Consider the following 17,120-nt stretch of genomic DNA (forward strand, 5'->3'; position numbering starts at 1 on the left):
AGGCGCGCCTCGCACTCCTCGAAGAGTCGCAAGGTGATCAAATATCATGTTCTTGGAGGCATGACCACTACGAGGCTCTCCGGCGCCCACGTGCCGCTCCGCCATGAGTCGTTCCACGACAGCCCCATCCCTTCGTAGTAGTCCCGTACTTCGTCCTGGCATTTGCGGATGAAGGGCGTCGGAGTGAGCGGCGGTGCACCGTCATCACTGACAACTACTCGAACCGACGGTACCCGCTCCTTGTCCAGCGCGTAAGTCTTCTGGCGGCCGTCCCTGCTCACGGTCACGAAGGTGTCGTCGATTTTCTGACCGTCCGAGAAGCCGAGGAAGTCCGACGCCTTGATCGTGCCCTTCTGAAGGGCGCTGAGCATCGCAGCAGGCAGGACCTTCTGGCCCTTCATCGGTTCCAAGCGCTGCTCCATCTGGCCGAGCACCTGAGGTTGCGCGATCACCCCCTTCGCCAGATCGACCGGCACCGAGTACGCAACAGCTGTTACCGCCAGCAGCTCAGCTCCCTGTGCCCACGCAGCAGACTCGACGACGGTCTCGACATCGAAGGAATAACCCGGAAAGTGCGAGACCAAGTCGTGGCGAAACCGCTTCACCAGCGTAGATCCGGCGCCGTTCAGACCTTCACGCTCGGAGGTGAACACACCGATGGTACTGCCAGGCGCAACCGTGAAAAGCAGGCGAGTCATGACAGTCGCTGACTCCTGCGCGGAGCGACTATGAGAGACGGCATGAGTCGCGACGTCGAACGTCTGTCCAGCCGTACCGAAGTAACCAGCTTCGATCTCGACCAACACACTGCGTCCGGTAGGAGTGACCTTCGCAATTTTGGTGTAGCGACCGCGTTGATGATCCACGAGGTCGTCAGGCGGGATCGACGCTGCCCACCCGTGGAAAACGTGAAGAAGCTCGACGCCCTCTAGATCAGACAAGTTTAAGAAGTTCTTCTTCCGGTTGTGCCCCGGCCTGACCTGAATGGTTTCTAATCCGATAGTGCGTTTTGGCAATGCCTAGCTCCCCCGTTTCTTGAAATTTGACCTGATGCAGTAGGTGCTGAGAGGCTCAGCGCTCCTGTCCGCGGTATCACGTGTGAGTACGAGCACCTATGGTCGTCCATGATCAGAGTCTATGGATGTTGACCAGGCGTCGAGCACGGCGGAGGACCCAAGGCGACTTCGGTTCGAGCAAGGCTGCAACGATGCTGCTCAGGTGACCGCTGCTGCACGCTCGGCCTCGCTTCGAGTTCCCTCTAGAGGCCTCATCGCGGCTAACACGCCTGCTACGAGCGCCGTCCCTTCACAGCCATCCATGCGACTAGTCGCACCTCGCCGAGGGTGACCGTCGGCAAAGGCTTGACGGGTGGAGGCGCTTGGATGCCAGCGGTGTCAAGCGCGGCGAGGACGAGCTCGATTTGCTCGCGTGCGGTGCTGCCGTCGCGCATCGCGCGCCGGACGGCCTTGGCAATTTTCGTAGATGGGACCGCTCGGAGGCGGGCGAGTATGCCGCGCTGGTCGCTGAGGAAGCCGCCTTCGGCGCGAACGAGGTCGAAGGCGTCGCGAAACGACTTCGGGGACTCTGGTTGAAGATTGTTTGGGTCAGTTAACTCCTGCCATCGCTCGTGGACGCTCTCTTGTGCCACGGCCCAAGCATCGTAAGCGCGGTCGTAAACGGAGTCTGTCATCCATCGCGGAGTGCGTGCGCCACCGGGGTCGGCCGCAATCAGCGCGCGGAGCGTGTCAGAATTCTGCGGGTCAGCTTGCACGGCGGCGACCCCGTCGATGTAGACCGGTTCCCACTCGGCGGTCGCTGGCACGAGGCGAAACCATGGCTGTTCGTGACCAGCGATCTTCACACAGAAGACGTAGGCGTTGCCGTCATAGCGAGCGTTTTCGTAGCCGCTACCGGACCCGTAGGGCAAGTCCTTCGCCTCGCGCCCGAGCAGTGGATCCTGCTCAAAGGCATTCCAGAGGCGGCGCCGGTACTCCTCGCCAGAGAGTGCCGCAGAGGATCCGCGCGATTCGACGAGGTCACCGATCTGTTCGACGATCTCGTCGGCACCCGCCGCGTCGGCAAGTACGACTTCGCGGCCCTTGCGTCCGGGTAGCACTTCACCCGCTCCGACTGCTGCCTCGGCTTGAGCGAGCTTGCGTTCCAGCGTCTCTTCCAGGCCGAGCAGATCATCGAGCCGGGAGGATGGAAAAAACAAGCCGAGGTCGACGGTGGAGTGCTTGCTGCCAATCCGGTCGACTCGGCCGTGGCGTTGAACGATGCGCATCGGATTCCATGGCAGGTCGTAGTTGACGATCTGCGCGGCCTGCTGGAGGTTGACACCTTCGGCGAGCACGTCGGTGGTAATCAGAATATCGAAGTCGTCTGAGTGCAACGGCTCACCCTCGTCGTTCAGCGCTCCGGCCGTTCGCGGAGCGAAGCCGGCGATGGTAGATGCACGCCCGCCCTGATCAACGCCACCAGACTCCCCACGCTTCTGTGTTGATGCGTATGTGCCTAGGATGGGTGGAGCAAGCCTGTCCTTATAGTCGGTGAGCGGTGATCCCGCTGGTGCCGCCGCAATCGCAGCACTGACGTCGTCGTGGAGTGCGACGACAGTGTCGGAGTATGTGGAGAACACGATTACTTTGCGCCGGTCGCCAGACGAGACCCCACGAGCGTCGACCGCGCGCGACGCGGTGGCAATTGCAACAAGCTCGGCCACGAGGCGTGCTGCTTTGGGTTCCCCCTCGGCGATCGTCTGAGCGGCGAGCGCTCGAAGTCGTTGCAGGAGCTCAAGGTCACTTTCGACGTCGGAGCGAAGTTGATCAACGCGAAACAGAGCGACGGACTGCGCCTGGTCGTGATCGTCAATGTCGAGAGCCTTCACAAATTCGTCCAGGTCGTCCGACTCGGATGAGCCCCACTCGCGAAGCGTCTCTCCGATGAGCACATAACCCTTATCGAGCCCATTTAGGAAGGCTGTGTGCGCGCCGATGAGAGTGCCCAGAGTTGACCGGAGTGCGTGAGGGGAGGACTCAAGTCGCTTGAGCATCGCGGACCGGAGTAGGCCAGCGTTCGATAGTTGATAAGCCTCCATTGCGTTGTCGAAGCGATAAGCGCTTGTGACGTACCGAGCCAGGATGAGCCGGTTTGGGTTGGCGGACTGCTTGCGGTAGAGGTCGTGCGGGTCGTCAAAGTCGGGTAGGTCGAGCGCGTAGATCATCGCGTCGATTAGGGCGATGTCTGAGGCGTCAAGGTCATAGTCGATGCGCCGAACCTGAGGCTCAGGGAAGCGGATGAGCATGGGTCTGCCGTCCGGACCAATTATTTCTTCGTTTGGGTACAGTTCTTTGACGAATTTTCGGGTACGGCGCACGGCAACCTGGTCCATAAGGTCGAAGAGGTGCTCGGGCGTGAGATTTGCAGGATCGATTTCGCGCGCCTTGGCAATGTACTTGCGAATTGACGGAATCCCCTTTGAGGCGAAGTGCGCGTCGTCGCGGACAAAGTACTTGATGAGCGTTTCTAGGTCGTTTAGTGAATTATTTACTGGCGTTGCGGAAAGTAGGACGGTCTTCTTCGGGTATTTGCCTCTCAGTAGCACCCGATCAATGGCTTCGGAGCGGGCGGTGCCCGCATTGCGGAGGTTGTGCGCCTCATCAATGACAATGAGTGCGTACTCCTCGGCCTGATGGACGAAGGTTTCGTCGTAACTGCTCGAGTCCGGGTCGACCCTGTTCCGGACTTCCTCGTATGACATCACGTCGACCCCACGGCTGAAGCGGTGCTTCCTCAGGAACGGTTCCCACATCGAGTTTCTAAGCGCGGCAGGTGCGACAACTAGAACGCGCTGCCGATTCACCTCGGAGGCGCGCTGGATGACCTCAGCGGCCAAGAAGGTCTTACCGAGGCCAACCTCGTCTGCAACGAGCACACCACCGAGTTCATCAAGAAGGCGTTCCATGCGGGCAACACCGTCGGCCTGGAAGCGGGTCAAGTTAAAGGCGGTTTGTTTGGGTTGCGCCTCCTCATCGAGATGCGATCCGTACAGCTCCCACAACATGCGGAGGAATACCGCCCAGGGCGCGTGCGGCGCCCATTGCTGCTCGTAGTAACCCGCAAGATCGTAGGTCTCGCTCGCGGACCAAAGGTCCTCGAACCAGTCGCGGACATTTTTGACGTAGTTCGGATCGCCTGCCGGATACCCGAGGTTCAGTTCGGCGTTCCGTGACAGCCCAGCGAGCGTAAGATTTGACGAGCCGGCGAGCACTGCGGCGAGCATCGAGTCGTCGCTGACATAGGCCTTGCCATGCAAGAAGCCTTCGGTGTACCTGCGCACTTCGACGCGTACCGCATCGTGCTCGTTGCGGCTGCGGAGCCACGCAACCATGCGCTGCGCGTTGGACGACGAAAGCCGCTCGAAGCCCATCGTGTCTCGCTCCGCCTTCATCCAGACATCGTGCTCAGCAAGCGCGCCGGCAACCCGCTCAGCGGTGCCTGCGTCGTCCGCAACGATAGCTCGGACGATGTCCTCTTGCGGCTCGGCACCGAGGAGCAGCCGAACGCGCGGCACTTGATCTAGTTCGTGGGCAAGCAGTGCGAACCCCGCAGGGTTTATGTAAGCGGTAGCGATTGCTGCGGGAGGAGTCACCGCGAACTTGGACCGGATTATCCGATACATCTTGTTAATCTCATCTGCGACCGTCATCGACGAATTATTCGTCGCGAAAGCGGGAAGCTGCTCTTGGGTCATGCCACTGCCTTCCAGTTCCTGTAGTGCTCAAGCACGGCATCGAGCCGCTTCTGATAGTCCCATCCGCGGTGGAATGTGGCAAACACGTGTCGCACTTGACTCTCTGAGAGCCCATAGAGCAATGCCACCAGCGCGTCTAGCTCGGCAATTAGTCTTGACTTCGTCGTGTCATCGTTCACCGACCCTACCTTCACGCCGACCGCGATAGCCCATTCACGGTAACGGCCGTCCACCGCGGCAAGAGATCCAGCGATCTGTACTACACGGTCGACGAGGGGTGTACTGGGTCGATAGGTCGGAATTGGCAAGCCGTTGAAGATGTGTAGGTTCATGCCGAGCTCTACGTACTTGCGTGCATACCAGTCGAGCGGAATCGAACAAAGGACGCCGAGGAGGAAGGCCGTGGCTCGCGCGTCAGCGTCATATGCAAAGACCCAGGGCGCCTTATTTGTGAGAACTGTTTCCGGCGGAATGAGTGCGGCAATGCTCGTTCGGGTGTCGGTAGCTCTCGCGACATCGCGAAAGGCAATTCGCGGGTGGCGGAACGGCAAAGTCCTGCGATCGGTGGCCCAGGCGGCAGGCTTGCCGTAGAACGCCGATGACTTGAGCGCGATCTGCCGCTTCCGTTTCGCTTGTAGCGCCGCCTCGACAATCGCTAGGTCAGCCCAGGCGTAGACCTCATCGGTTTCTGGTTTCCATAATTCGAATCCGGCACCACCTCGTACCGGTAGGCGTCCGGGAGCTTTCGGTCCGGCGTCGAAAGTCGGTCGGTCATTTGTTGCGTGGAATTCAGCAACGGGCCTGAAGTCCCACCCGGGACGCCGACTGTCGAGCCGAGGAGCGTTTCGAAGCCGGGTGAAGACTTCGACGCTTGCGGCATCGGGAAGGTTCGGTAATGCTGCATTTTCGCTTGCTGCCGCGAGCGCCGCAAAATCGAGGGTGCCGAGCGAATCGCGTCCGGCAAGAAAATCAGCTTCACTAAAGAATGGGCCGGCAATCGAGATCTTGCCATCGCCCGCCTTCTCCATTGTTGTCAGGGCAATTGACCACTGGGGATGAATGGGAAACACCCACTGTCGATTGTTCAGCAGAACAATCACTTCTGTCGTCGCTCTTGGCAGGACTTTAAAGCGCCACTCTTTACCGCCCGCAGCATTGAACTGAGATCGCGGGGTGACGATCGCTAGGGTGCCACGGTCGCGGAGCAAAAGCCAATATCTCCAAGCGAAGGCGGAATAGAGATCTACGTCACCCGTACCGAGGCCCGGGTACGGCCCGGAAAGAAGAACCTTACGCAATGCATCGACAGCATCCGTCTCGCGCTTCAATTCAGGTAGCAAGTCGGCCCGCTCAATACGTAGTCGCTCGATCTCAGCTTTAAGTGCCGCAGGCTTCAACGCTAGTAGCCCGGGTCGCACCCGAAGCCAGAACTTCGGCTCTTCGACCATCACTTCCTCCCATGGCGGGTTGCCGAGGAGAACGTCAAAGCCAGCGTTGTCTCGCACGAAGACTTCTGGGAACAGCACCGGCATATGCGCAGGGTTGAGGCTTTCGACGAACTTCGTCGGCTCGGTTGTCTCCACGAGGCGAGTGACGTGCTCCTCCTTCGTGATCGACGTGGACCATGCTCCGATCCGCACAGCAACGGCGGCGTCAAAGATGCGGCTTGCTGGGGCGGCGGCGGCCTTTGCTTTTCCCAGAAGTGCTGCGGCTTCTTGCACTTCGGTTTTGCTCGCTTCGGAGGCGTTCGCTACGTCAGCGAGCAAGGGGAGGGACTGCTTGAGGTAGTCGGTGACGGCGCGGCGGATCATGAGCTGATGCCCGGACTCCTGTCGCCCGCCTTCCACTTCGAAGTCAAAGCCGTCATTGGTCAAAACAACTGTCTTTGAGCCACTCCGCCCTTGAGGCGTGCCGACGAGGGAATCGATCGCCTCGTCGATGGTGCCAATCCCAGTGAGGCTGTTCGCGCAAACGAGGCCGTGGTCCAGGTTTGACATTGGTAGACCGGGAACGAAGGTGTGAATCCATAGGGCGAGCCGAGCGAGCTCGACGGCGAGCGGGTTGATGTCTAGCCCATATATACAGCGGCGGGCGACCTGTCGGCGCAGTAGTCCAATCTCTTCGACATCAGACTTCGCAATCTCGTCGTCGCCGAGCGCCTGCCGAGCAACGCTCGCAATTTTCAATAGTTCGTCGCGCACGTCCGGGACGTCATGTTCCGTGAGGAAGGTCCGCATTAATGCTTCGATCTTGTCTACTGCAGCGACGAGGAAGTGGCCAGAACCCATCGCGAGGTCGGCCACCCGGAAGTCAAAGAACTCAGCGCGGGAAACCTGCCTTTTCTTCTCTAGCTTCACGGCAAGGGCGTTCAGATGCTTGGCGAGTGCTGGGACGATGGAGCGCTCAATGAGGTGGTCGACGACGATCTTCGGCGTGAAGTATGAGCCTGTCGCCTTCCGCTCTCCCGACGCGCCGTGGAAGTAAACGCTGCCCTCTTCTGCCTCGACAATGTCGCCAATGCCGGCAGGTGCCCAAGCACCGTTTTTGTCGGTGGCAAGGTTGGCGCTGGCAATGGAAAGGCTTGACTCTAGTAATCCTTCATAGATAGTGCCGAATTCGCGAACGCTCAAAGCACGGAAGTCGACAGGGCCCGGTTTGCCTTCTGGGGTAAGGTCGACTAGGAGATGCTGGAGCGCGGGTCCGAGTACCGAATCTGGAAGGCTCAGGCGAGCGAGTAGACCGCCTTCGTCGCTGCGGCCTGCATCGGCAGCAAACAATCCGCCGTTGTAGGCGGGTACCTGCCACTGCTTATTTCCTTGATCAATGGCGTCCCAAACCTGCACGAGATCAAGCCAGATCGAGGTGGCCTCGCCGAAGTCCGTATCGTCGACGTTTAGATTGCGCTGGGCGATGGTCTTCAGACTGTGTGAGGTGTATTCATCGTTACGCCCATACGGTAATAGGCCGCGATCTTCAGCGTAAGCCTGAAACAATAGTCGAAACAGAATGCGGAGCGTCAGCTTGTACGCAACTTGAAGCCCGTCGGCGTCGAGTACTTCCCCGATGCTCGGCATGCGCTCGGCAACCGCTTTTGCGATCGGCGGTACAACGTCCTCATAGATACGTTGGCGAAGCCGGTTGCCGAGCCCGATGGCGTATCGCGCGCTGTCACGGAGCAGTTCGTCGGTTGTGCCGTCCTTCGCGAGTGCCGCAGCAGAGAAGACAAGGGTAATTAAAGCGGCCTGGGAGTCGTTGACTGCGGAGAGATCAATCTCAAAGAAGGTCTCGACTTGCCCCTTCTGCCCGACGCCGATGCCGTCCTTGCCGGGATACAACCGAAGGAAATCTTTGTGGAGTCCAATTGCCCATGGCAACTCGCGGCGCTGAGCAACTGCGAGTGCGAAAGCGATCGGTGTGAGCTGGTAGCGTGCGCTTTTCGCGTCGAAATGTTCTGACTCATCAAGTAGCACCGCGACTGCACGGGGCGCGTCAGAGTCGCCCTCTGCTGGTGTGAGGATCTGCGATCCGCCCGGACCGCCCGTCGTGTGGAAGCCGAGCGCCTCGATGAGCCGCTGACCGCGCAGGTCGCGAAGAGGTTGCGCAAGGTCCCCTCTGGCTGTCCAGTCGGGACGCTGAGGGACGTTGTGCTCCAGGTGGTACTTGGCGAAGAGGCCGTTGTTCGTCCAGCCAACACCACCCTGCTCGACCTGGCGGCGAAGGGAGGCAAGATGATTGAAGGCGGCGGTTGAATCTGGCTCGTTGAGAACGGCTTGCAGCTGCCTTGCGGCGCGGTCAAGTGGGATCGCGTCCCACGCAGCAGTGTCGGGGCCTTGCAGCCATACGTTGGTCCCGTCAGTCGTCGCCACGATCAGGGTGATCGCGCGGCTGCCCTTTCGGAGTGCGTGCAGCTTCTGACGGAGGTGCGCAGTTGGCGTGGCAGTCACGGTGGCGACGGCGATCTGGATGCCCCCCAGGCCGTCTGGATCAGGACCGATGTACACCTTCTCGAGCGATGCTCCTGCGGGGGCCGAGCCAGTCCAGTCGATCGTCTGCGCAGCATGCAGCAGCAGCTTCCCCGCCCCTTTGCTCACCCGTGGTCCTCCATCTCCGCTCACCTGTAGCAGTCCATCCTCTCAGTGAACAGGGACACCTCCCCCTGCGCTGAGGCGTAGCGCTCGCGGTGGGGCTTTACGCGGAACGTCGAGCAGCGGCCGACGCTCGACGGCGCAGCAGCATGCAGACCTTCATTACCAGAGGCTATAGCGGCGTCGAGCCGAATGTGCTGCGATGTTGGGCGGTCTGTCTTGTATCGCCGTGAATTCCGACGTCTTGGTGGTCGACGCCGTGTACCTTCCGTCGCGGACGCGGATACGAGACCGTCGGTCCCGCATCGATTCGTGCTACTGCGTCGCGTACCAGTCGCGTCGCAGTCTGTTGTGACACGGTCGTCGTCGCTCGTCAGCATTCCGCCTCGTGAAACATTTGCTGTCTGAGACATAATGATATGGGCTGACTCGTGGTCGGCCGTTCGGTCGGAACGGCGGGGGCCTTGCTGTCTCAACAACTTGTCTCGCTGTACTTCGTCTCAGCGGAGTGCCCGAAGAGACTTTCCGAGTCAGAATGTGCTGGTAAGGCATCTCGGTGATACGCGTGTGAGTACTTCGAGCCAGGACGCGCAGTTGCAGCTAGACGCGCTCGTCGCGGTCGGCGTGCAGAAGCGCGACGTGTTCGCGGACGTAACGTCCGGCAGCAAGACCGCGGCCGAGCGCCGCGGGATGAAGAAGCTGCTCGAGTACGCCGAGGACGGGGACACCGTCGTCGTCTGGCGAGTGGACCGGCTCGGCCGGTCACTGATCGATGTTCTCAACACGGTGAACCTGCTGCGTGAGCGAGGGGTGCAGGTCCGGTCGATCTCGGACGGCATTGACCCGTCGACGTCGACGGGCCAGCTGATGCTGAACATGCTCGCTACGCTCGCGGAGTACGAGCGGGAGCTCATCGTCGAGCGAGTCAACGCAGGCATCGCCGCCGCACGTGCGAGCGGAACGCGTTTCGGCCGTCCTCTGTCGGATCCTTTGGTGGTCGCGGACAAGCTCGCGATCGCCGCGGACGCGCGAGCGCGTGGGCGCACTGCTGAGGATGCTGCTCGTCTCGTCGGGTGGAGTCGTGCGTCGCTCTATCGTCACCAGGCGGACGCTGCTCGCCGTGCAGCCGCGGGAGGGCAGGCAGCGTCCCAGTAGGAGATCGCGTAGCTGCCACCCTCCGCGCAGACTGGGCCGATGACGTCGGTAGAACTACTCAATGCGCGCCCGCGCGACTACGCGCAGATGGAGGCGCTGTTCAGCTCGGGGTGGCCGGCGTTCATCTCCGCCGACCGCCTCGCGGAGGAGCAACTGCCGATCACGAGCTTCTGGAAACCGCTTGAGCGCACCCCGGAACCGCCCGAAGTGCAGGAACCGGAATCGAGCAGCTCGTCGAGTACTTGTGGCCGCGCTCGTTCACCGCCGGACGACCGACGGCGACCAGGCGTGCTCGAGGTAGAGCTCGGGGTCGCCCGCACCGTCGGCCGCGATCGACCAGACGTCCGTATCCCCCGCAGCCCCCTCCCGCGGCAGCCCGTACAGCAGCGTCCCGTCATCCAGCCACACCACCTGATCGTCCACGCTCCGCTCCTCCGGCAGCACCGTCTCGACCCCCGACGCCAGATCGAGCACCGCGATCCGCCAGTCCGGCACCCCGTCCCCGACGTCCTTCTTGTACGCGACCCGCGTCTCGTCCGGCGACAGTGACGGGCACTCCGCCGTGTCGTGGATCGCGGTCATCGTCCGCGCCGACATGCTCCCGCGCACCAGCCATGTCCGCGACCCCGAGGCCGCGGTCGCGTAGAACGTGTCCCCGTCGTCCGCGAAGGTGACCCCCCACAGGTTCCGGTCGGCAGCCGTCAGCGGCGCCCCCGCGACGCTCAGCGCGAAGGACTCCAGATCCCCCGGGTCCGGCACGGCCGGGTCGAGGGAGCGGATCACGGTCTGCGTCGAGAAGGTGGTCGGCGCGTACGAGTGCCCGGTGACGAACGCGGTGGTGCTCAGCATCCCGTCGCCGATGCGGGCGCGGCTGGGGATGCCGGGCAGCGGCCACTTCTGCAGGGTCTCGCCGTCGGCGCCGGTCAGGACGGCCTCGAAGGTGGTCAGCACGCCGCGGTCGGTGCGCAGGCAGAGCTCCATCGACTCGGTCGCGGCGACGCGGTCGCAAGCGCGGTCGGTGAGGGTGCGTGCGGCACCCGGGTCGGCCAGCGGTACGGAGGCGACCAGCCCGTAGCCCTGGCCGCTCGCGGTGTTGCGGAAGACGATCCGGTCGCCGTCCGTGGGGGCGTCGGTCGAGACGGCGACGGCCGAGTCGGCGGAGGCGCGCGCCTGGTACCGCGCCCAGGCGCCGGCCCCGTACACAGCCGCGCCGCCGAGGAGGGCGACGGCGGCCACCACCGCGATGATCCAGCGCGCGCGGTCCGAGAGGCGGCCCGCCTGACCGGCCGTCATCCCTTCTTCTCCGCGAAGCGCTCGCGCAGCAGCAGCGCCGCCAGGGGGAGTGCCGCCGCAAGACCCACGGCGACCGCGATCATCGCGCCCTCCCGGCCGAGCCACAGCCACAGCGCTCCGAAGCCGACCGAGGCGAACAGCCGCGCGACCGCGACGACCGTCTGCGCCGCAGCGATCCCGCTCGCCCGGATCTCGGCGGGCACGCTCGCCCCGGCGACGGCCGCGAGCACTCCGTCGGTCGCGGCGTAGAAGGCGCCGAGCAGCAGCAGGCAGGCGATGGTCACCGCGAGCCCGGAGGCGGGCGACGCCGCGAGCACGTAGACGGCGAGCAGCAGCACGTGGCCGGCGGCGAACATCCGCGCGCGCCCCCAGCGGTCGGCGAGGCGCCCGAAGGGGATCGCGAGGGCGAGGTAGGCGGCGTTCGTCCCGACGTACAGCAGCGGGAACCACTGCGCCGCGAAGCCGCTGCGGCTCTGCAGCACGAGGTACACGAAGCCGTCGCCGACCGTGAGCAGCCCGAGCAGGCCGGCGGCGAGCAGGAGGCGGCGGGGGCGCCGGTCCCAGAGGCGGCGCCACGGCAGCTTCGTTCGCGCCGCGCCGCCGGCGATGCGCGTCCGCACGTCCGGCACGAACAGCAGCAGCACCACCACGCCGAGCGTCGCGAACGCGGCCGACAGCACGAAGACCGTGGAGTAGCCGTCCGGCACGAGCAGCAGCACGACGAAGGCCAGGAGCGGCCCGATCGTCGCGCCGACGGTGTCGAGCATCCGGTGCACGCCGAAGGAGCGCGCGAGCGACGCGGGCTCGGACGAGGCGGAGATCATCGCGTCGCGGGGCGCGGTGCGGATGCCCTTGCCGAGGCGGTCGACGGTGACGACCGCCGTGAGCGCGGCCGGGCCGCTGCCGGCCAGCAGGCCCAGGCGCGCGATCGCAGACAACCCGTAGCCGGCGAGGGCGACGAGCTTGGGGCGGTCGGTGCGGTCGGCGGTCCAGCCGGCGCCGATCCGGACGAAGGCGCTGACGCCCTGGTAGAGGCCGTCGAGCAAGCCGTACGCGAGCGTCGACATGCCGAGCGCGGCGGTGATGTAGAAGGGGAGGATCGCGGCGGTCGACTCCGAGGAGATGTCGGTGAAGAGGCTGACGATGCCGAGGGCGATGACGGCGGGGGCGATGCGCGACGGGCCGGTGCTGCGCGCGGGCTGCTCCGCGGCGCCCTCGGGTCGGTCGGACAGGGAGATGTACACGTCTAGCCGCCGTTCGGGTGCAGGACGGCGATCAGCGAATAGCTCATCCGCGGGGTGCCGGTCGGCGTGACGGAGAGGCTCACGCTGTCCTCGCCCGCGGTGAAGACCATCGCGGCGCCGTCGGCGGGCGCGTCGACGGCGGCGGAGGTGAAGCCCTGCGCGGCCAGCGAGCGGCGGTAGCTCTCGACGATCTGCTCGGCGTCGAGGGCGACGGTCGCCGTGAGGCCCGAGCGCAGCGCGTCGCCGGCGGGCTCGACCGAGCTCGAGGCGACGACCGAGTCGGGCAGCGGGGCGACGACGGCGGAGGGGTAGCCGGCGACCAGCGCGCGGGTGGCGCTCGCGGCGGCCGGCAGCGGGAGGGAGACGAGGGCGGCGTGCGGGGTCGAGTCGGGCAGGCCGGTGTCGACGGGGGCGGGGCCGGAGACCTCGAGCGGGGCCGAGGGGTCGGCGACGGCGGCGGGGTTCGAGGGGTCGGGCGGGGTGACGGTGGCGGCGGAGGTCGCGCCGGGGGACGCGGGGGTGCCGGGGGAGGAGGTGGTGCTGGAGGAGGGTGCGCCGGGGGAGGAGGTGCCCGCGGAGCCGGTCGCTCCCGCGCTGATCGGGCTGCCGTCGCCGGGGCCGCCGGCGGTCGCGTCGAGCACGAGGGCCCCCGCGACCAGCAGCAGGGCGACCGCTCCGGCCCCCACCAGCAGGCGTCGTCGAGCGTCCAAGGGGTCTCCGGATCCGGGCGCACCGACGATCGTGGCCGGCCAGGATCCGTCCATCCGCGTCGGGTCGCGTCTCGCGGATCTTAGCCCTCGCGGGGCCCGACTGCACCTGTCGATACGGTGGGCGGATGAGATCGAGGCGGGCGACGGTCGCGGGCGTCGTGCTGCTCGGCCTGCTGACCGGCTGCGCGACGGGGCCGACGGCGGGCGTCGACGAGCAGATCCTCGCCGCGGAGGAGCTCGGCGACAGTGCGGTGGGTGCCGCGGAGTCGCTGCATCCGGTGCTGATCGGTGCGGACCTCCGGGTGTCGGTGCGCGGTGGCAAGCCCTCGGCTCGGCACGACGACGAGCGCTGGGTGGAGCTGTTCCTCCGCCTGGTGCCGCAGGAGGCGGGGCCCGAGGCGAGCCGGGAGATCCAGGAGGCGATCGGCGGCGAGCTGCTCGCCGACGGCTGGGTCGCGGACGAGCTGACGCAGGACGCCGCGGAGACCGGCGAGGGCGCCGAGCTGTGGTTCACCCGGCCGGGCGCCGAGGGCACCGCGACCTGGGACGGCGACTCCCCGGGCGACTGGCACGTCTCCGTCTGGGACCGCCTCGACTACGTGCAGATCGACGTCCAGAGCCCGTTCGCCCTGACGACGGACACCCAGTACGCCACCACCGACGCCGTCGAGGCCCGCCACCCGGAGTGGCGGAGCCCGGACGGCGTCCTGCCCTGACCCAGTGCTGATCGAGGAGCCCGCAGCGCCGTCCCCTGCTGATCGAGCAGCCCGCAGCGCCGTCTCCTGCTGATCGAGTAGCCCGCGCAGCGGGCGTATCGAGATCCGCCAGCGTCAGAAGTCGAGTCTGCAGACCCGCCCTGCTGACGGCGGCGGGTCTCGATACGCCCCTCCGGGGCTACTCGACCAGCATGGAAGGGTGGCTGCTCGCCGGGCGGGGAGTGCATGCTGATCGAGTAGCCCGCACCGCGGGCGTATCGAGATCCACCGTTCTCCCGCGGTCCGGCCGTCAGGTCAGGCGCTCCGTCAGGTGGACGGCGACGTCGTCGCCGAGGTCCTTGCCGAGCTTCTTGCGGAGCTTGGCGCTGATCGAGAGCATGTGGCCGCCGGCGCCGGTGGGCATCAGGCCGGCGGTGAGCGGCTCGCCGTCGACGGTCGCGACGACCTTCACGGACTTGCCGGTGCCGAACAGCGCGGCGGAGTCCGGCACCTCCACGCACGACCAGAGGTCGCCCTTCACGGTGACGCCGATCGGCGCGGTGAAGGCGACGTCGATCGGGCCGACGCCGTTCATGCCGGGACCGCCGCTGCTCGGCTCCGGAGTTCGGCTGCGCAGGTCTCGTCGTGGTCGGGCATCGTCGTCCTCCAGGTGTGGTCGGTGCGGCAACCCAACCACAGGACGCGTCAGCTCGTCAGCAGGCCGATCCGCTCCGCCGAGAGCGGGCGGTCGGCGTACAGGACGACTCGGGCCGTCGGGTCCGGGCTGTGCGCGTCGGGGCCCGTCCACGCCCGCACGAGGCCGAGGCGCTCGACGGCGCGGTGGGAGCGCCGGTTCTGCTCCGCGACGACCGCGGTGATCGGCAGCTCCGGGCGGAGGAGTCGGGCCCGGTCGATGCCCGCGCTGGCGATCTCCTGCGCGTAGCCCTTGCCCCAGTGGTCCGGGTGGAGGGTGAACGCCACGTTCCACGCCGTGCCCGCGAGGAGCGAGCAGCCGCCGATGCCGATCAGTCCGGGTCCGCCGCGCGGGCTCCGCTCGCGGACCACCCAGCTGCTGAGGCCGTCGCGCGCCCACTGCTCCCGCCGCCGGTCGAGCACCGCCCGGGTGTGCGCGCGGGAGGGGTGCAGGAGGAGGGGATCGCCCTCGGCCAGCCGGGGATCCGAATAGAGGGCGAAGAGCTCGTCCAGGTCCGTTTCGGCGGGTCGGTGGAGCAGGAGCCGCTCGGTCGTCTCGACCGGGCTCGGCTCCGCGCCGTCGCGCCGATCGTCCCCGCCGTCCACCGGGCGAGCCTCTCACGGGGCGTCGACCGGGTCGAGGAGCTCGCAGGGCGCAGCGTGCCGGTCGAGGAGGCTGCAGGGCGCTGCCTGCCGTTCGAGGAGGCGGCGGGGCGCTGCCTGCTGGTCGAGGAGGCGGCGGGGCGCTGCCTGCCGTTCGAGGAGGCGGCGGGGCGCTGCCTGCTGGTCGAGGAGGCGGCGGGGCGCTGCCTGCTGGTCGAGTAGCCCGAAGGGCGTATCGAGACCCACCCGCCGACGCAGTGCCTCCTCCACAGCCCCGGTTCAGCCCCCGATCGTCCCGCTGCCCCCACGAGCCGGCCCCAGTGTCGGTGGTCCCTGATTCAATACTCGTATGACGGAGTTCGGATCGACGGAAGAGGCGCTCGAGCACATGCGCGTGCTCAGCGCCCGCGCCGCCGTGAACGCCCGCGCCGCGGCGCAGCGCCGCCTCACCGAGGCCGAGGACCTCTACGACTTCCACCGAACGGCCCTCGCCCACCAGGACGTCTTCGCCCGCGGTGCGACCCCCGGTGAGACCCGCGACCTCGTCGAGCGCTCCATCCGCGCCGAGCTCGCCGTCGCCGAGGGCTTGCCGGAGCAGGTGATCGCGCGCCGTCTCGAGAACGCGCAGCTGCTGATGGAGCACCTGCCGCTCACGCGGGCGCTGCTCGCGCAGGCGCGCCTGCACTGGGAGGAAGGTGAGGCGATCTGCGCGACCGCCGGCAGTCTCCCCGAGGCCTCCCGCGCCGCTCTCGACGAGCGTGCCGCCGAAGCGGCGCCGTCGATGACGCTCACGCAGCTGCGCCGCGCCCTGCGCCGCTGGCGGGAGGAGCTGCACGAGGATCCCCTCGCCCAGCGGCACGCCCGCGCCCGCGAGGACCGCGCCGCCTGGGTCACCCCCGACATCGACGGAATGGCCACGCTCTGCATCCACGGCCCGGCACCCGCGGTGGTGGGCGCGCACGACCGGCTGCGCCGCATCGCCCGCACGCTCCGCGACGAGGGCGACCCCCGCACCCTGCAGCAGCTCAGCGCCGACGCCGCGATCGACCTGCTCTGCGACGGCGACATCGCCGGGACCACGCCGAACGCCGAGCACCGGCCGGATCCGACCTTCGTCCCCGGCGTCCGCGCCGAGGTGCGGCTGACGCTCGCCGCATCCACAGCGGTCGGCCTCGACGAGGCGCCCGCGGACCTCGACGGCTACGGACCCGTCCCCGCCCCGATCGCCCGTGAGCTCATCCGCACCGCGGCCTCCTTCACCCGGGTCCTCACTGATTCGGACACCGGTGTCGTCGTCTCGGTCGGACGCACCCAGCGCCTCCCACCCGCCCGCATGCGCCTCCACCTGCAGCTGCGGGATCAGACCTGCCGCTTCCCCGGCTGCACCCGCTCCGCCAGTACCAGCGAGGCCGACCACACCCTCGAGTGGCGCAACGGCGGCGAGACCTGCCTCGAGAACCTCGTCATGCTCTGCACCTCCCACCACCACGTCCGGCACGGAGAGCAGTGGAGCTACGACCCGGTCGACTCCAGCGGAACGATCGTCTGGACGAGCCCCACCGGCCGGCGGATCAGCAACCGGCCGCCGCCTCTGCCCGGGCGCCCGCCCGACCCGCCACCCGAGCCCCGCTTCGTCGACGTGCCCGCACCGTTCTGACGACGGTGGATCTCGATACGCCCGCGATGCGGGCTACTCGATCAGCATGCAGTGCCCGCTCCGGCGACTGCGCGGTCAGCATGCGGTGCTTGCTTCATGGCTGCGCAGGCGGCATGCAGTGCCCGCTTCGTGGGCTGCGCGGTCAGCACGGAGCGCCGATCCTCTCCCGGGCGCCTGTTCATGCTGGTCGAGTAGCGCGCAGCGCGTATCGAGACCCGGGTGAGCAGGCGCG

12 protein-coding genes are annotated in these 17,120 nt (G+C 66.3%); 4 read left to right on the top strand and 8 right to left on the bottom strand.

Features of this window, described 5'->3' with window-relative positions; genetic code table 11:
- Nucleotides 1-44: 44 nt before the first annotated feature.
- The 3 genes from EDF45_RS11685 to EDF45_RS11695 all read right to left on the bottom strand — a co-directional run bounded on the left by EDF45_RS11685 (nt 45) and on the right by EDF45_RS11695 (nt 8,844).
- A complete protein-coding gene (locus EDF45_RS11685; protein WP_148060259.1) occupies nt 45-1,016 on the bottom strand; it encodes a hypothetical protein in 972 nt (323 codons plus the stop codon).
- A gap of 272 nt (nt 1,017-1,288) precedes the next feature.
- The gene (locus EDF45_RS11690) at nt 1,289-4,753 is read right to left on the bottom strand and encodes an SNF2-related protein (RefSeq protein ID WP_123736049.1); all 3,465 of its coding nucleotides are present in this window, start codon (nt 4,751-4,753) and stop codon (nt 1,289-1,291) included.
- Nucleotides 4,750-8,844, bottom strand: coding sequence for an Eco57I restriction-modification methylase domain-containing protein (locus EDF45_RS11695; protein ID WP_260312161.1), 4,095 nt, complete (start codon nt 8,842-8,844; stop codon nt 4,750-4,752). Before EDF45_RS11695 ends, EDF45_RS11690 begins: the two co-directional genes overlap by 4 nt.
- A gap of 561 nt (nt 8,845-9,405) precedes the next feature.
- Here EDF45_RS11695 and EDF45_RS11700 point away from each other — a divergent pair.
- Nucleotides 9,406-9,993, top strand: a complete 588-nt coding sequence (locus EDF45_RS11700; RefSeq protein WP_260312160.1) for a recombinase family protein — start codon at nt 9,406-9,408, stop codon at nt 9,991-9,993.
- A gap of 258 nt (nt 9,994-10,251) precedes the next feature.
- On the opposite strand, the gene EDF45_RS11705 is transcribed toward EDF45_RS11700, so the two are convergent.
- Genes EDF45_RS11705 through EDF45_RS21905 form a run of 3 tightly spaced genes read right to left on the bottom strand, consistent with a single transcriptional unit; the run spans nt 10,252 to nt 13,240 of the window.
- Complete coding sequence (locus tag EDF45_RS11705) at nt 10,252-11,286, bottom strand: hypothetical protein (protein ID WP_123736048.1); 1,035 nt, start codon at nt 11,284-11,286, stop codon at nt 10,252-10,254.
- Nucleotides 11,283-12,530, bottom strand: a complete 1,248-nt coding sequence (locus tag EDF45_RS11710) for an MFS transporter (RefSeq protein ID WP_123736047.1) — start codon at nt 12,528-12,530, stop codon at nt 11,283-11,285. Before EDF45_RS11710 ends, EDF45_RS11705 begins: the two co-directional genes overlap by 4 nt.
- 2 nt (nt 12,531-12,532) lie before the next feature.
- Nucleotides 12,533-13,240 carry a hypothetical protein gene (locus tag EDF45_RS21905; protein WP_148060258.1) on the bottom strand — a complete coding sequence of 236 codons (708 nt, stop codon included), beginning with the start codon at nt 13,238-13,240 and terminating at the stop codon, nt 12,533-12,535.
- A gap of 125 nt (nt 13,241-13,365) precedes the next feature.
- Between EDF45_RS21905 and EDF45_RS11720 the strand changes: the two genes are divergently transcribed.
- Entirely contained in the window at nt 13,366-13,956 is a 591-nt protein-coding gene (locus EDF45_RS11720) for a hypothetical protein (RefSeq protein ID WP_123736045.1), read from the top strand.
- A 289-nt stretch (nt 13,957-14,245) separates the two neighbouring features.
- On the opposite strand, the gene EDF45_RS11725 is transcribed toward EDF45_RS11720, so the two are convergent.
- Both EDF45_RS11725 and EDF45_RS11730 read right to left on the bottom strand, forming a co-directional pair.
- Nucleotides 14,246-14,530 (bottom strand): DUF1905 domain-containing protein, encoded by a 285-nt coding sequence (locus tag EDF45_RS11725; RefSeq protein ID WP_123736044.1) that lies wholly within the window; start codon nt 14,528-14,530, stop codon nt 14,246-14,248.
- A 110-nt stretch (nt 14,531-14,640) separates the two neighbouring features.
- Nucleotides 14,641-15,234, bottom strand: coding sequence for a GNAT family N-acetyltransferase (locus EDF45_RS11730; protein WP_123736043.1), 594 nt, complete (start codon nt 15,232-15,234; stop codon nt 14,641-14,643).
- A gap of 54 nt (nt 15,235-15,288) precedes the next feature.
- Here EDF45_RS11730 and EDF45_RS21255 point away from each other — a divergent pair, with 54 nt between their 5' ends.
- The gene (locus EDF45_RS21255) at nt 15,289-15,453 is read left to right on the top strand and encodes a hypothetical protein (protein WP_185020155.1); all 165 of its coding nucleotides are present in this window, start codon (nt 15,289-15,291) and stop codon (nt 15,451-15,453) included.
- Nucleotides 15,454-15,580: 127 nt separating this feature from the next.
- Nucleotides 15,581-16,888: an HNH endonuclease signature motif containing protein gene (locus tag EDF45_RS11740; RefSeq protein ID WP_123736042.1), complete on the top strand. Its 1,308-nt coding sequence runs from the start codon at nt 15,581-15,583 to the stop codon at nt 16,886-16,888.
- The last annotated feature ends 232 nt before the right edge of the window (nt 16,889-17,120 follow it).

This window comes from Rathayibacter sp. PhB186 (assembly GCF_003751825.1).
Taxonomy (GTDB): Bacteria; Actinomycetota; Actinomycetes; order Actinomycetales; family Microbacteriaceae; genus Rathayibacter; species Rathayibacter festucae.

Excerpts from the sequence above, each read along its gene's own strand:
- EDF45_RS11690 (WP_123736049.1), bottom strand. The coding sequence starts at position 4,753 with ATGACCCAAGAGCAGCTTCCCGCTTTCGCGACGAATAATTCGTCGATG.
- EDF45_RS11705 (WP_123736048.1), bottom strand. The coding sequence starts at position 11,286 with ATGACGGCCGGTCAGGCGGGCCGCCTCTCGGACCGCGCGCGCTGGATC.
- EDF45_RS11720 (WP_123736045.1), top strand. The coding sequence starts at position 13,366 with ATGAGATCGAGGCGGGCGACGGTCGCGGGCGTCGTGCTGCTCGGCCTG.
- EDF45_RS11725 (WP_123736044.1), bottom strand. The coding sequence starts at position 14,530 with ATGAACGGCGTCGGCCCGATCGACGTCGCCTTCACCGCGCCGATCGGC.
- EDF45_RS11740 (WP_123736042.1), top strand. The coding sequence starts at position 15,581 with ATGACGGAGTTCGGATCGACGGAAGAGGCGCTCGAGCACATGCGCGTG.